General features: G+C 71.0%; 12 protein-coding genes and 1 pseudogene. 8 read left to right on the forward strand and 5 right to left on the reverse strand.

Annotated features, from left to right (window positions below):
* Window positions 1-42: 42 nt before the first annotated feature.
* A complete protein-coding gene (locus tag GTY58_RS13575) occupies window positions 43-1566 on the reverse strand; it encodes a gamma-aminobutyraldehyde dehydrogenase (protein ID WP_010984028.1) in 1524 nt (507 codons plus the stop codon).
* Between the two features lie 207 nt (window positions 1567-1773).
* Between GTY58_RS13575 and GTY58_RS13580 the strand changes: the two genes are divergently transcribed.
* Complete coding sequence (locus GTY58_RS13580; RefSeq protein ID WP_171033195.1) at window positions 1774-2337, forward strand: NADAR family protein; 564 nt, start codon at window positions 1774-1776, stop codon at window positions 2335-2337.
* Between the two features lie 22 nt (window positions 2338-2359).
* On the opposite strand, the gene GTY58_RS40645 is transcribed toward GTY58_RS13580, so the two are convergent.
* Complete coding sequence (locus GTY58_RS40645; protein WP_010984030.1) at window positions 2360-2686, reverse strand: DUF4190 domain-containing protein; 327 nt, start codon at window positions 2684-2686, stop codon at window positions 2360-2362.
* A gap of 259 nt (window positions 2687-2945) precedes the next feature.
* Here GTY58_RS40645 and GTY58_RS41330 point away from each other — a divergent pair, with 259 nt between their 5' ends.
* The 3 genes and pseudogenes from GTY58_RS41330 to GTY58_RS13595 all read left to right on the forward strand — a co-directional run bounded on the left by GTY58_RS41330 (window position 2946) and on the right by GTY58_RS13595 (window position 5626).
* Window positions 2946-3074: a hypothetical protein gene (locus GTY58_RS41330; protein WP_261172585.1), complete on the forward strand. Its 129-nt coding sequence runs from the start codon at window positions 2946-2948 to the stop codon at window positions 3072-3074.
* Window positions 3075-3780: 706 nt separating this feature from the next.
* Window positions 3781-4913: pseudogene (locus GTY58_RS13590) on the forward strand (adenosine deaminase).
* 32 nt (window positions 4914-4945) lie between these two features.
* A complete protein-coding gene (locus GTY58_RS13595) occupies window positions 4946-5626 on the forward strand; it encodes a glycerophosphodiester phosphodiesterase (RefSeq protein ID WP_010984032.1) in 681 nt (226 codons plus the stop codon).
* Window positions 5627-5745: 119 nt separating this feature from the next.
* Here the strand turns inward: GTY58_RS13595 and GTY58_RS13600 are convergent, their stop codons facing one another.
* Together GTY58_RS13600 and GTY58_RS13605 are read right to left on the reverse strand one after the other, a co-directional pair.
* Window positions 5746-7419, reverse strand: coding sequence for a sigma-70 family RNA polymerase sigma factor (locus GTY58_RS13600; protein ID WP_037652065.1), 1674 nt, complete (start codon window positions 7417-7419; stop codon window positions 5746-5748).
* Between the two features lie 273 nt (window positions 7420-7692).
* Complete coding sequence (locus GTY58_RS13605) at window positions 7693-8220, reverse strand: hypothetical protein (protein WP_037652067.1); 528 nt, start codon at window positions 8218-8220, stop codon at window positions 7693-7695.
* A 123-nt stretch (window positions 8221-8343) separates the two neighbouring features.
* Here GTY58_RS13605 and GTY58_RS13610 point away from each other — a divergent pair, with 123 nt between their 5' ends.
* The 4 genes from GTY58_RS13610 to GTY58_RS13625 all read left to right on the forward strand — a co-directional run bounded on the left by GTY58_RS13610 (window position 8344) and on the right by GTY58_RS13625 (window position 12927).
* Window positions 8344-8808, forward strand: coding sequence for a hypothetical protein (locus GTY58_RS13610; protein ID WP_037652091.1), 465 nt, complete (start codon window positions 8344-8346; stop codon window positions 8806-8808).
* A 95-nt stretch (window positions 8809-8903) separates the two neighbouring features.
* A complete protein-coding gene (locus tag GTY58_RS13615; RefSeq protein ID WP_010984036.1) occupies window positions 8904-11432 on the forward strand; it encodes an ATP-dependent Clp protease ATP-binding subunit in 2529 nt (842 codons plus the stop codon).
* Between the two features lie 242 nt (window positions 11433-11674).
* Window positions 11675-12259: a PadR family transcriptional regulator gene (locus GTY58_RS13620; RefSeq protein ID WP_078234493.1), complete on the forward strand. Its 585-nt coding sequence runs from the start codon at window positions 11675-11677 to the stop codon at window positions 12257-12259.
* Between the two features lie 230 nt (window positions 12260-12489).
* Window positions 12490-12927: an OsmC family protein gene (locus GTY58_RS13625; protein ID WP_010984038.1), complete on the forward strand. Its 438-nt coding sequence runs from the start codon at window positions 12490-12492 to the stop codon at window positions 12925-12927.
* Window positions 12928-13197: 270 nt separating this feature from the next.
* Here the strand turns inward: GTY58_RS13625 and GTY58_RS13630 are convergent, their stop codons facing one another.
* Window positions 13198-14388 carry an MFS transporter gene (locus GTY58_RS13630; RefSeq protein WP_037649786.1) on the reverse strand — a complete coding sequence of 397 codons (1191 nt, stop codon included), beginning with the start codon at window positions 14386-14388 and terminating at the stop codon, window positions 13198-13200.
* Window positions 14389-14559: the final 171 nt, after the last annotated feature.

Below are 14559 nucleotides of genomic sequence, written 5' to 3' on the forward strand. Positions count from 1 at the left end.
GTCGACGGCCGGTGGTGCCACCCGGCGGTAGCCGGAAAACGATTACGGCCGGTCCCCGAAGATCGTGCGGTGCCAGTCCTTTCGGACAATTGCTGTGTTATCGAACATAACGTGCTTGATCTGGGTGTACTCCTCGAACGAGTACGCGGACATGTCCTTGCCGAAGCCGGACGCCTTGTATCCGCCGTGCGGCATCTCGCTGATGATCGGAATGTGGTCGTTGACCCACACGCAGCCCGCCTTGATCTCGCGGGTGGCGCGGTTCGCGCGGTACACGTCCCGGCTCCAGGCGGAGGCCGCAAGCCCGTACGGAGTGTCGTTGGCGAGCCGGATGCCCTCGTCGTCGCTGTCGAAGGGGAGGACCACCAGGACGGGCCCGAAGATCTCGGACTGCACGATCTCGCTGTCCTGGGCGGCGTCGGCGATGAGCGTGGGGCGGTAGTAGGCGCCGTCCTTGAGCTCCTCGGGGATCTCACCGCCCGTCACCACGCGCGCGTAGGCACGGGCCCGGTCGACGAATCCGGCGACGCGGTCACGCTGGGCGTGCGAGACGAGCGGGCCGAGGTCGGTGCCGTGCGCGAACGGGTCGCCGAGACGGACGGTCTCCATCAGGGCGGCGGTGCGCGCGACGAACTCCTCGTAGAGGGGCCTTTGCACATACGCGCGCGTGGCGGCCGTGCAGTCCTGGCCGGTGTTGATCAGCGAGCCCGCGACCGCGCCGTGCACGGCGGCGTCCAGGTCGGCGTCGTCGAACACCACGAAGGGCGCCTTGCCGCCCAGCTCCAGGTGGAGCCGCTTGACGGTGGAGGTGGCGATCTCGGCGACGCGCCTGCCGACGGCGGTGGAGCCGGTGAAGGAGGTCATGGCGACGTCGGGGTGCGCGACGAGGTGTTCCCCGGCGTCCCTGCCCGCGCCCGTGACGATGTTGACGACGCCGTCGGGGATGCCCGCCCGGGTGGCCGCCTCGGCGAAGAGCAGGGAGGTGAGCGGGGTGATCTCGGCAGGCTTGAGGACGATCGTGTTGCCCGCCGCGATCGCCGGGAGGACCTTCCAGGCGGCCATCTGGAGCGGGTAGTTCCAGGGCGCGATGGAACCGACCACGCCGATCGGCTCACGGCGTATGTACGAGGTGTGGTCGCCGGAGTACTCGCCTGCGGACTGGCCCTGCAGATGCCGGGCGGCCCCCGCGAAGAAGGAGGTGTTGTCGATGGTGCCCGGGACGTCGAACTCGCGCGTCAGCTTGAGGGGCTTTCCGCACTGGAGGGACTCGGCGCGGGCGAACTCCTCGGCGCGGTCGGCGAGGACCGCGGCGAAGCGGTGCAGGGCGTCGGAGCGATCGCCGGGCGTGGTGGCGGCCCAGCCGGGGAACGCGGCGCGGGCGGCGGCGACGGCCGCGTCCACGTCGGCGGTGCCCGCCAGCTCGTACCGGTAGACCTCCTCGCCGGTGGCGGGGTCCACGACCGCGTGACGGCGCCCCGAGGTTCCCTTGGCGAACCTGCCCGCGATGTACTGCGCGCCGTCCGCGAAGCGGTCCTGCGCCTGGAAGCGATGGCCCGGATTGTGCATGTCGCTCTCCTCCGCCGTTCACCCCGCAGGGCGGGGGTCGGCGTAGCTCCAGCTTGATTTGACTGCCGATCCTGACAGAGCAATAGGACTCCAACAAGTGATTCCGTTGTTGCCTTTTGGTTACGCGACGGAATCTGTCGACCAGGTGTCGAGTCCTCACGGAAAAGGCAGGACGGAGTGTCAGTGGTGCGTGCCAGACTCGCGTGCATGGGGAAGATCGATTCTTGGGAAGCCCTGGTCAGGGAGGTCCACGCGGGGGCGAGGATCAAGTACCTGCACTTCTGGGGACACCGGCCGCGACCGGACGGACGGGTGGGGGCGAGCTGCCTGAGCCAGTGGTGGCCGTCTCCGTTCACCGTGGACGGCGTGGAGTACACGACGGCGGAGCACTGGATGATGGCGGCGAAGGCTCGGCTCTTCGGGGACGAGGAGGCTCAGCGGCGCGCGATCGAGGCGCCCACTCCCGCGCACGCCAAGAAGGCGGGGCGGCTGGTGCGCGGCTTCGACGAGGCCATATGGGCGCGCGAGCGGTACGGGATCGTGGTCGAGGGCAGCATCCACAAGTTCGCCGCGCACATGGATCTGCAGGCGTTCCTGCTGGGCACGTCCGGGCGGGTGCTGGTCGAGGCGAGCCCCCTGGACCGCGTGTGGGGCATCGGCCTCGCGGCGGACGACGAGCGGGCAGGCGACCCGGATCGGTGGCGGGGCCCGAATCTGCTGGGGTTCGCGCTGATGGAGGCACGGGAACGACTGGCGGCCGGCGACCGCTAGGGCGTGTCCGGTGGCTCGGGACCTAGCGGTCCGCGTGCACGACCAGGGACGTGGAGTAGCTGTCGTCGGTGGTGCTCCACGGGTCGCTGCTGCTCTCCGCGGCGGCGAAGATGATCACCATGAAGGCGACACCGAGCACGATGCCGACCGCTCCGCAGATGATCCCGGCGAGGGCTTGGCCGGCATTCGTCGCCTCTCCCCGGCGCGCTCTGCGGCGGCCGATCACACCGAAGACGACGCTGAGCACGCCCATGACGATGGCGAGCGGCCAGAGACAGAACACGACGGTCGAGATGATGCCGAGCACCAGCGCGGCGGTGCCCATGCCGTTGCTCGGCGGGAGGGGCATCCCCGGCCAGCCGTAGCCGGGTGCGCCCGCGTGGGGTCCGTACGGGGATCCGTGGGCGGGGCCCGCGGGGTAGCCGGGGGCGGGGTGACCGGATCCCGGGTAGCCGGGCCCGGGGTACTGGGGGTAGCCGGGAGCGGGGTACTGGGGGTAGCCGTACGGGACCTGTCCGGGCCCGTCGGGACCGATGGGCGGCGGGGGGACGGGCTCACCAGGGGCCGGCTGGGCGAAGGAGGCGGGGGAAGCAGGGGGTGCGAAGGGGTTGTCCGAACCGCTGACGGGGGCGGCGAACGGGTTGGCGGCGGACGACGGCGGCGTGTGGGCCTGCGGTGGCGTCGGCGGGGCGAAGGGGTTGCCCGACGAGGCCGGTGAGGCGGCAGGCGAGGCCTGAGCGGCGCCGGGTGCGGCGAAGGGGGCGTCGGTGCGTCGGCGGCCGGCGGGGCGAAGGGGTTCTGCCAGAGCGGCGCGCCCGACGCACCCGCGTCGGGCGGCGTGCCCGCGCCCGGCACGGAGACGACGGTGGCCTGGTCGTGCACGGAGGGTGTACCGACACCCGGGACCGCCGTGTCCTGAGGTGCGGGGGCGGTGTCCTGGGACGCGGCGGCGGCGCTGTCACCGGACGACGCCGCGTCCCGGGGCGCGGAAGGGATGCCGTCGCCGTAAACGAGAGTGTCCTGGGGCGATCCAGCGGCGATGTCGGCGTGGAGCCCGGTGTCGTCGTGCGGTACGGCGGGGACGCTGTCGCCCGAGAGCACCGTGTCCTCGGGTGATATGCCGCCGCCGGGCTGCGGTGCCGTGTCCGCCGGGGGTGCCCACGGGTTCGGCTCGGGTCGGGCGTCCTCGACACCCTTGCCCGGATCCACCCGCGGCACGGGTACCGCGTCCGCCTGCTGCGCACCCTGCGCCCTCGCGTCGGCCGGGGTGCCCGGCTCCGGGGGTGCCCACGGGTCCGGCGCGGCGTTCTCCGGTGCCTTGGGCGCCTGAGCGTCGTCGGACATGCGCGGGGTCCCCTCTGTCGTGCGTTCCGTCATGCTACGGCCCGAGCCTCCCTCGCGGGGGCCGCAGCCTACGATGATCCCTGAGTCACCGATCAGCCGATCACCCGCGTCCCGCCCGCAGCCGGTGCGAGGACGCCGTTCCTGGGGAGGAACCCTTGACCGAGCACTTCGACGCCCGTGGCACCCGCGACGCCCAGACCGGGCGCGACCTGCACTCCTTCATCGCCGGACTGCCGAAGGCCGAACTGCACGTGCATCACGTCGGCTCCGCCTCCCCCCGCATCGTCTCGGAGCTGGCCGCCCGCCACCCCGACTCCAGCGTGCCGACCGACCCCGAGGCCCTGGCCGACTACTTCACGTTCACGGACTTCGCCCACTTCATCAAGGTGTACCTGTCCGTCGTCGACCTCATCCGAACCCCCGAGGACGTCCGGCTGCTGACGTACGAGGTCGCCCGTGAACTCGCCCGGCAGCAGGTGCGGTACGCCGAGCTGACCATCACCCCGTTCTCCTCCACCCGGCGCGGCATCGACGAGCGCGCGTTCATGGACGCCATCGAGGACGCCCGCAAGTCGGCCGAGGCCGAGTTCGGGACCGTACTGCGCTGGTGCTTCGACATCCCCGGCGAGGCGGGCCTGGAGTCCGCCGAGGAGACGGTGCGGCTCGCCACCGACGACCGGCTGCGCCCCGAGGGGCTCGTCTCCTTCGGGCTCGGCGGCCCCGAGATCGGCGTACCGCGCCCGCAGTTCAAGCCGTACTTCGACCGGGCGATCGCCGCCGGGCTGCGGTCCGTGCCGCACGCCGGTGAGACGACCGGACCCGAGACGGTCTGGGACGCCCTCACCGACCTGCGCGCCGAACGCATCGGACATGGCACCAGCTCCGCCCAGGACCCGAAGCTGCTCGCCCACCTCGCCGAGCACCGCATCCCGCTGGAGGTCTGCCCGACCTCCAACATCGCGACCCGCGCGGTCCGCACGCTCGACGAGCACCCCGTCAAGGAGTTCGTCCGGGCCGGCGTCGTCGTCACCATCAACTCCGACGACCCGCCGATGTTCGGCACCGACCTCAACAACGAGTACGCGATCGCCGCCCGCCTCCTCGACCTCGACGAGCGGGGCCTCGCCGGCCTCGCCAAGAACAGCGTCGAGGCGTCCTTCCTCGACGCCGCGGGCAAGGCCCGGATCGCCGCCGAGATCGACACGTACACCGCGGCATGGCTCGCGCCCTGAACCACCAGCACGCCACGATCACGAGGGATCCCATGCGCACCGTGACAGCCGTCGCCCACCGTGGCGACCCCTATCGCGTCCGCGAGAACACGATCGACTCGCTGCGTTCCGCGCTCCGGCAGGGCGCGGACGCGGTCGAGATCGACGTACGGCTCACCCGTGACGGCGTTCCCGTGCTGCTGCACGACGAGACGCTGAAGCGGCTGTGGGAGCAGGACCGGCCGCTGCGGTCGCTCTCCTGGGACGAGGTCCGGGGGCTGACGGACGGCGGGGTGCCGACGCTGGTCGACGCGCTGGCGGCCACCGGGGAGAGCCGGGTCATGCTGGACCTGCCGGGTGCCGGCCCCCGGGCGGTGCGCAGGATCGTCGACGTCATCCGGGAGTACGGAGCCGAGGAGCGCGTGTACTACTGCGCCGGGGCCCCGGCCATGCTCGCGGTGCGCGCGGCCGACCCCGCCGCCGAGATCGCCCTGACCTGGACGACGCTCGCACCGCCGCGCCCCGCGCTGCTCGACGCGGTGCGCCCGCGCTGGCTCAACTACCGCTTCTCGCTGGTCGACCGCGAGCTCACGGCACGCGTGCACCGCGAGGGCTATCTGCTGTCGGCGTGGACCCCCGACACCCGCCGTTCGATGCGGCGTCTGCTCGACATGGGCGTCGACGCGATCACGACGAACCGTATCGACGCGTTGTGCGCGTTGCGCAAGGACTGAGTCTCACGAGGCCCGAGCCACGGGGGCCGATTCATGGGGGGCCGATTCATGGGGGGCCGTTCATGGGGGGCCGTTCATGAGGGGGGACTTAGTCACGGGGGGACCGAGTCAATGGGGGTTCAGGGAGTGACGCGGGAGCGCTGCCGTACCGTCGCCGGGTCCGCGGGGGCGGACCGCGTCAGGTACTGCGGCACCGGGGCCGTGTCCTTGCCGTTGTCGCGTACGAGGCCGTAGCGGACGGCGCCCTGTTCGGGCCCCGTGCGGACGTCCTGGGCCGCCTTGCCCCAGGACGAGGTCTCGACGAAGAGGTTGTAGTCGGCGCCGCGCTCGTTCTGGTGGAGGGTGACGGTGCCGTCGATCCAGAAGTACTCGTTCTGCCACATCTGCTGGGTGCCGGACGGCAGTACGGCCAGGCCGGTGGCCGGACCGCCCATCCAGGTCGTGCCGTCCGTGGTGCCGGGCTGCGGATCGTCCATACGGTGGCCGCCGCCCGAGGCGACGTGGAAGAGCCTGCCGTCGAGTCCGGTCCAGGCCGGCATCGCGACGCTCCCCGGACGTTCCTTGGGCTGGATCTGCCACCGGACCCGGAAATAGCCCTCTCCGCTGAGGGTGACCGTCTCGCCGCGATGGGTCAGACCGGTCGCGGGTGCGCCCGTCGCGGTGACGCCCTTCTCGGCACGGCGGGGCAGCACCTTGGGCGGCGTATCCGCCGAGGGCGCGCTGTCGACGGCGTCGACGACAGTGCCGTACAGCGGGACCCGGGTCTTCGACGGGCTCGGGCTGGGGCTCGTGGTGCGGCTGGGGCTCGGCGAGGCGGACCGGGTGACCGACGGCGGGCGCGCCGTGCTCGCCGCCGTCGGCGCGGCGACAGCCCGGCGCGGCGGGTGGTCGGGCGTCTGCGTCACGACGTACACGCCGCCCGCCGCGAAGGTCGCGCCCGCCGTGACCGCGACGGCGGGCTTGCCGAGCACACCGAGCACCTTGGCGGACCAGCCGGCCGACGCCGCCGTGGCGGCCGCCGCCGGTTTGCCGCCGAGCGCCAGCGACAGGGTGAAACCGGCCGGGACCGGAACGAGCGCGATCCCGGCGAGGAGCCGCTCTGCCGGTACGACCGCCTCGCCCGGCCCGGCGCAGTACCCGCAGCCCCGGATGTGCCGGGCCAGCCTCTTGCGCCACACCGAGTCGGGCCGTCCGCTCCAGCGGGCGGTCATGTCACGCAGCTCGGGGCAGGACGAGTCGAGGGCACGCACGATGCCGCGCGCGGTCTCCAGGCGGGCCTTCGTCCGCTGCACCCGTACGGCGGCATGCTGACGGCTGATGCCGACCGCCGCCGCCAGCTCACGCCGGGTCAGTTCGCCCGCGACCTCCAGCCACCACAGGGACAGCAGCTGCCGGTCCTCGGCGTCGAGCCAGCGCACCGCCTCCGCGACCTCACGCCGCTGGCCCTCCAACTGGAGCCGCAGAACGGTGAGTTCGGCGAAGTCCACGGCCTGGTCGCCCGCGCCGTCGGTCAGGGGCTCCGCCGTGCGCCGCCGGGCCCGGTCACGTATCTGCCGCATCGCGATCGCGACCAGCCACGACCGGAAGCTGTCCGGATCGCGCAGCGAGCCGAGGTGGTCGACGGCGCGCAGCATGGTCTCCTGCACGACGTCGTCGACGTCCGCGTGGCCGCCCAGGGCGCGGCCGACGACGTTGTAGACCAGCGGCAGCCAGCCCGCGACCAGCTCGTCGAGTGCCTCCCGGTCACCGGCCTGCGCGGCCGCGATGGTGGAGTGCCACTGCCGCCCGTCCACGTACGTCCCTTTCGATGGCGCGCTGATCAGAGCAGGATGCCCCGAACCAGGTTGGACCTGCCCGTGCGCTATGCCGCAGGTCACAGTCGGCTCGTGGAGCCCTCGGACACCACGCGTGGAGTCCTCGGACACCACAGGAGACGGAGTGCCGCCCTCCGCAATAACAGTTTTTCCTCCCGCCGAAGAACTTTCGCTCCATCCGCCCCGGGGACTCCGGCAACACGTCGGCACGCCAAGGGGGTTGACCGGGGTCGGCGAGGCGGCCGGCGGCGCTCAGGCGGTGACGACCGCGGCCGCGGGCGGGGCGGCCGTGAGCGCCTCCAGCCGCTTGATCTTCTTGCGCAGGACGTACAGCGGGATCACCCCGAAGACCCCGAACGACATGTCGACGACCGACCACCAGAAGGGAATGCCGCGGATCGGACCGCAGATGAGGGCGAGCGGGACGATGCCGGCGCAGCCGATCATGCCGAACTCGACGACCCAGATGTTGCGGACGGGGTCGCGATAGGGGCCGTAGAAGGCGACCGCGATCACGAGGTGCGCGAACGCCAGCCAGTCCGTGCCGTACAGCACGAAGGGGTACTTCGCGTCGGTGGCGTCGAGCCCGCGGCGGACACGCTCGATCCAGTCCATCAGGCCGGGCAGGCGGTCCGGCACGGAAAGGGACCGCAGCAGGTCCTCGGTCCAGCGCAGTTCGTGCACCAGGGGGAAGGCCGTGGCGCCGCTGAGCACCAGGCAGACGACGAAGACGACCAGCCACCCGCGGATGCCCTTGAGAAGGGCGACTCTGTCGCTCATGACTGGAGCGTACCCCCCGACTTGAACGCGTTCAAAAAGCATTCCGGGCCACTTCACCCCGAGGACGCCGTCTGACGTAAGGATGCGTTGACGTCAAGGTGGCTTGATGGCACCGTGGAAGACGTGGCCACTCCTGACGAGCTAGAGCGCCAGTACACGCTGCTGTCCGCCGCGGCGCGTTTCGACGCACTGCGCACACGCGACGCCCTCGCCCCGCCCCCGGACGACGTGGACGACGTGGACGACCTGGGTGACGGGGGCGGCGGGGACGGCGCCGAGCCGGACGAGGCCACCGGATCGGCGGCACCCCTGACCCGCGAGGAAGCCCTTGAGCTTCTCGCGCTCGGCGAGGTGCTCGCCCGCAAGGCGGCCTACGGCCGTCAGCTCTCCGTACGGTCCGCCCGCCGGGCCGGTGCCTCCTGGTCACAGATCGGCGCCGCCCTCGGCACCAGCAAGCAGGCCGCGTGGGAGGCGCACAATCGCTGGATCGACGAACAGGCCAAACAGGACCGGGAAGCCGGACACTGGGGACTGAACGACAAGGAGATCGACGCGGCCCGGACGCTCGCGGGCGAGCTGGACAACTAGGGCATACGTCATGCGCCGCACCCCGGTCCCGCCTCCGCCCCGACCGCCCGTCGTGGCCCTACGACCACCGCACCCTTCCTGAGGAGCGATCAACGATGTTCGAGAGGTTCACCGACCGCGCGCGGCGCGTTGTCGTCCTGGCTCAGGAAGAAGCCCGGATGCTCAACCACAACTACATCGGCACCGAGCACATCCTCCTGGGCCTGATCCACGAGGGTGAGGGTGTCGCCGCCAAGGCCCTGGAGAGCCTCGGGATTTCGCTCGAGGCGGTCCGCCAGCAGGTGGAGGAGATCATCGGCCAGGGCCAGCAGGCCCCGTCCGGGCACATCCCCTTCACTCCCCGTGCCAAGAAGGTCCTGGAGCTGTCGCTCCGCGAGGCCCTTCAGCTGGGCCACAACTACATCGGCACGGAGCACATCCTGCTCGGCCTGATCCGTGAGGGCGAGGGTGTCGCCGCCCAGGTCCTGGTCAAGCTGGGCGCAGACCTCAACCGGGTGCGGCAGCAGGTCATCCAGCTGCTCTCCGGTTACCACCAGGGCAAGGAGAGCACCGTCGAGGGCGGTCCTGCCGAGGGCACCCCCTCCACGTCCCTGGTCCTCGACCAGTTCGGCCGGAATCTCACCCAGGCCGCTCGTGAGTCCAAGCTCGACCCGGTCATCGGGCGCGAGAAGGAGATCGAGCGGGTCATGCAGGTGCTGTCCCGCCGTACGAAGAACAACCCGGTCCTGATCGGTGAGCCCGGTGTCGGCAAGACCGCCGTCGTCGAGGGCCTCGCTCAGGCGATCGTCAAGGGCGAGGTGCCCGAGACCCTCAAGGACAAGCACCTCTACACCCTGGACCTGGGTGCGCTGGTCGCCGGTTCCCGCTACCGCGGTGACTTCGAGGAGCGCCTGAAGAAGGTGCTGAAGGAGATCCGCACCCGCGGCGACATCATCCTGTTCATCGACGAGCTGCACACGCTCGTCGGTGCGGGTGCCGCCGAGGGCGCCATCGACGCGGCTTCGATCCTGAAGCCGATGCTGGCCCGCGGTGAGCTGCAGACCATCGGCGCCACCACACTCGACGAGTACAAGAAGTATCTGGAGAAGGACGCGGCTCTCGAGCGGCGTTTCCAGCCGATCCAGGTGGCGGAGCCTTCCCTCCCCCACACGATCGAGATCCTCAAGGGCCTGCGGGACCGTTACGAGGCACACCACCGTGTCTCCATCACGGACGAGGCCCTGGTGCAGGCGGCGACGCTCGCCGACCGCTACGTCTCGGACCGCTTCCTCCCGGACAAGGCGATCGACCTGATCGACGAGGCGGGTTCCCGGATGCGGATCCGCCGGATGACCGCGCCGCCGGACCTGCGCGAGTTCGACGAGAAGATCGCGGGCGTGCGCCACGACAAGGAGTCCGCGATCGACTCGCAGGACTTCGAGAAAGCCGCCTCCCTTCGCGACAAGGAGAAGCAGCTCCTGGCCGCGAAGGCCAAGCGGGAGAAGGAGTGGAAGACCGGCGACATGGACGTCGTCGCCGAGGTCGACGGCGAGCTGATCGCCGAAGTTCTGGCCGCGTCGACGGGCATTCCCGTCTTCAAGCTCACAGAAGAGGAGTCGAGTCGTCTCCTGCGCATGGAGGACGAGCTCCACAAGCGGGTCATCGGCCAGAAGGACGCCGTCAAGGCGCTGTCGAAGGCGATCCGTCGTACGCGTGCGGGTCTGAAGGACCCGAAGCGTCCGGGTGGTTCGTTCATCTTCGCGGGCCCGTCCGGTGTCGGTAAGACCGAGCTGTCGAGGGCCCTGGCGGAGTTCCTGTTCGGTGACGAGGACGCGCTGATCTCCCTCGACATGTCGGAGTTCAGCGAGAAGCACACGGTCTCGCGTCTGTTCGGTTCGCCTCCCGGTTACGTGGGCTACGAAGAGGGCGGGCAGCTGACCGAGAAGGTCCGCCGCAAGCCGTTCTCCGTGGTCCTGTTCGACGAGGTCGAGAAGGCCCACGCGGACATCTTCAACTCGCTGCTGCAGATCCTGGAGGACGGTCGGCTGACCGACTCCCAGGGCCGGGTCGTGGACTTCAAGAACACGGTCATCATCATGACGACCAACCTCGGCACCCGGGACATCTCCAAGGGCTTCAACCTGGGCTTCGCCGCCCAGGGCGACTCCAAGTCCACCTACGAGCGCATGAAGAACAAGGTCGCGGACGAGCTCAAACGGCACTTCCGCCCCGAGTTCCTCAACCGCGTCGACGACGTGGTCGTCTTCCCGCAACTGACGCGGGACGACATCCTCGCGATCGTCGACCTGATGATCACCAAGGTCGACGAGCGCCTCAAGGACCGGGACATGGGCATCGAACTCGCCCAGTCCGCGAAGGAACTGCTCGCGCAGAAGGGCTACGACCCCATGCTCGGGGCGCGGCCGCTGCGCCGCACGATCCAGCGCGAGATCGAGGACACCCTCTCCGAGAAGATCCTCTTCGGGGAGCTGCGTCCGGGCCACATCGTGGTCGTCGACACGGAGGGCGAGGGCGAGACCAAGACCTTCACCTTCCGCGGCGAGGAGAAGTCGGCCCTGCCCGACGTCCCCCCGATCGAACAGGCAACAGGAGGTGACCGGCCGGGCTCGGGTACGGAGTCCTGACACCGGGCCTTGCGTCCGGCCCCTCCCGCGCCGCGCCGCGCTGGGCGGCGCGGCGCGGGGGGCGGGGGGCTGGCGCGGGAGGGGCCGGGCCGGTCAGCAGCTCGAAGTCATCAGCCTCGGCATCGATTCGTCATCCATCGATTCAAGGTATGCATCGCTTCAAGACATGCATCGCTTCAAGCGTTGCTTCAAGGTATGCATCGCTTCAGGGTATATCGATTCGATGTGGGATGATGGCGGCCATGCTCGAACTCGCGATCCTCGGCTTCCTCGCAGGCGGCCCGCTGCACGGCTACGAACTGCGCCGCCGTATCGCGCAGCTGTCCGGCCACACCACCCCTGTCAGCGACGGCAGCCTCTACCCGGCGATCAACCGTCTGGTGAAGCGGGGGCTGCTGGACCGACGTGTCGAGCCGGGCGCGGCGGCCGCCCAGCGGTACGTGCTGAGCCTGACCGAGGCCGGCCACGCCGAACTGCTTCAGCGCCTGCGGCACCCGGCCGACCAGGCGATCACCGACGGCAGCCAGTTCTTCACGGTCCTGGCCTTCCTCTCCCGGCTGCCGGACATCGCCGACCAGCACGCGGTGCTGCGCCGGCGTCTGGCGTTCCTGGAGGAGCCGGCGAGCTTCTTCTACGACGGCGACCGCCCGGTGCGCGCGGAGGAGGTCGCCGACCCCTACCGGCGCGGCATGATGCGGGTCGCCCGCGCCACCAGCCGTGCCGAACGCGCCTGGCTGCACGAGGTTCTCGACACCCCTGACCAGGCAGGACCTGGTGACGCGCGCACGGCGAACGGCGCGGCTACGCCCGACGAGCACGTCGACTGAGACGCTACGGAGGGTGCACATGCCTGCGTCGGCGATCCCGTGCCTCGCGCCGTTCGCCGTGCGGCCCGTGGCCCGCCCACCCGTCCGCCCACCCGTCCGCCCGTCCGTCCGTCCATCCGTCCGTCCGTCCGTCCGTCCGTCCGTCCGCAGCGCACTCCGCGCACAAGGCTCCACCTCGACCGGACCGACATCCACGGCGGTCTGCGCAGCCCGACACTAATGTCGGCGGCATGACCGAACACACCCTGCGCTCTGTCAGCGTCGAGCGGACCAGCACCGGCCACTTCACCGCGACGAACGTGCGCGGCGGCACGATCGGCTTCGGCACCGGCTCCGATCCCGGCGACACCGACTTCACCCCGGTCGAGCTGTTGCTCGCCGCGATCGGGGGCTGCACCGCGGTAGACGTCGACGTCGCCACCAGCCGCCACGCGGAGCCCACCGGATTCGCCGTCACCGTCACCGGCAACAAGATCAGTGACGAGCTCGGCAACCGGATGACCGACCTCGTGGTCACCTTCTCCGTCGCCTTCCCGGACGGTGAACCCGGCGACCGCGCCCGCGCGATCCTCCCCCGGGCGGTCAAGTCCTCCCACGACCGGCTCTGCACGGTCAGCCGCACGGTCGAGATCGGCACGCCCGTCACCGCGCGGGCCGCGGACACCTGACCCCACCGAAACCGCCCTGGCCGTTCGCGCCCCGCGCCCTCGACCGACTCACTCGGAGCCGGCCAAAAGGATGCCGGCCATCGGGCGCACGCCGCGCTGTCGCCAGGAAGTGCACGGACAAACCGTCGCGACGTCCCTCGGCGGCTGCCGACCGGTCCGCGCCGCAGGCCAGTTGACGGGGATTGACTCGACCGGGCTGGTCCGGCTGACGGCCGGATCCGCCGGCAGGCGAGCGGCGGCGCGGTCCGGCGTGACCGCGTCCGCCCGCGCTCACGTCCTCGCCCGTACCGGCCGCCGGAGCAGGTAGACGGCCGCGGTCGAGACCAGGACGGCCATGCACGCGATGAACACCAGCCCCGCACCCTCCAGGCCGATCGGACCCGTCAGTACCCCCACCCCGATCACCGGCACCGAGATGCCCACGTACGCCACCACGAACAGCGTGGAGATCACTGCGGCACGCCGGTCCGCGGGAGACGCCTCGGCCACCGCCGACAGCGCCCCGCGAAACGCCAGCCCCTGCCCTCCCCCGCCGACGAGCGCGCTCAGCACCACCAGCGACAACAGGTCCCACCGCAGGGCGCCCGCGAGCAGCGCCAGCCCGGCGAAGAGACCGGCACAGCCCAGCGGCAACGACCGCCCCACCCCGACCCGGCCGACCATCAACTGCCCGGCGGTCGAGGCGAAGAAGGCCAGCGCGACGATCAGCCCGACCACCGCGCGGTTGTCCACGCCGAGGGACTGCTCCAGGAACGCCGGGCTGACCGACGTGAACACCCCGAACAGGGCGAACCCCACGAACGATGCGGTCGCCGCGGGCACGAACACCGCCCGCACCTGCGAGGGCAGAGCGGGACGCTGCGGCCGTACCGTGCTCAGCGGCCGCGGCTCCCGAACGGTCTCCGGAAGCCACAGCAGGACGGCGGCCGAGCCGGCCACCAGCGCGAGGTGCACGACGAACGGCAGGTACAGCGGCCAGGCCGCGTACTGCGCGAGCACACCGGCGAGCAGTGGACCGCAGCCCAGCCCGCCCATGTTGGCGGCCGTCGCCACGAACGTGGCCCGGGAGGCGCCGCCGTACGGTGCCAGGTCGATCACGTACACCGTGGCGGCCCCGGTGAACAGGCCGGCGGACAGCCCCGACAGCAGCCGCCCCGCATACAGCCAGCCCAGCCCGGTCGCGCACAGGAAACAGACGGCGCTCACGGCCGCGAATCCCAGACCCGCCAGCAGCACCGGCCGCCTGCCCACGGCGTCCGAGGCGTTGCCCGCCAGCAGCAGCATGCCGATGACCCCGAAGGCGTACACGGCGTACACGACGGTCACCGTCAGCTCGGAGAACCCGAACTTCTCCTGATAGAGGCCGTAGAGAGGGGTCGGCAGCGTGGTGCCGACCATGCACACGGCGAACACCGCCCCGCTGAGCAAACACTGGCGCCACCCTCGGCGATCACCGTCCATGCCGCCGACGGTAGTCCCGCGCACCACCCCGGGCCGGCCGGCCATGCCCGGCGCGCCGCGGGTACGGGAGATTCGATCACGGGTGACTCGATTCTTGTCCTGTGCGGGCGCACTTCCGCGGCACAGGCAACCCACAGGTCCCGTTTCGCTTCCTTCGAGGCGCGAGGGGCC

This window comes from Streptomyces sp. SID5469, assembly GCF_009862865.1.
Taxonomy (GTDB): domain Bacteria; phylum Actinomycetota; class Actinomycetes; order Streptomycetales; family Streptomycetaceae; genus Streptomyces; species Streptomyces avermitilis.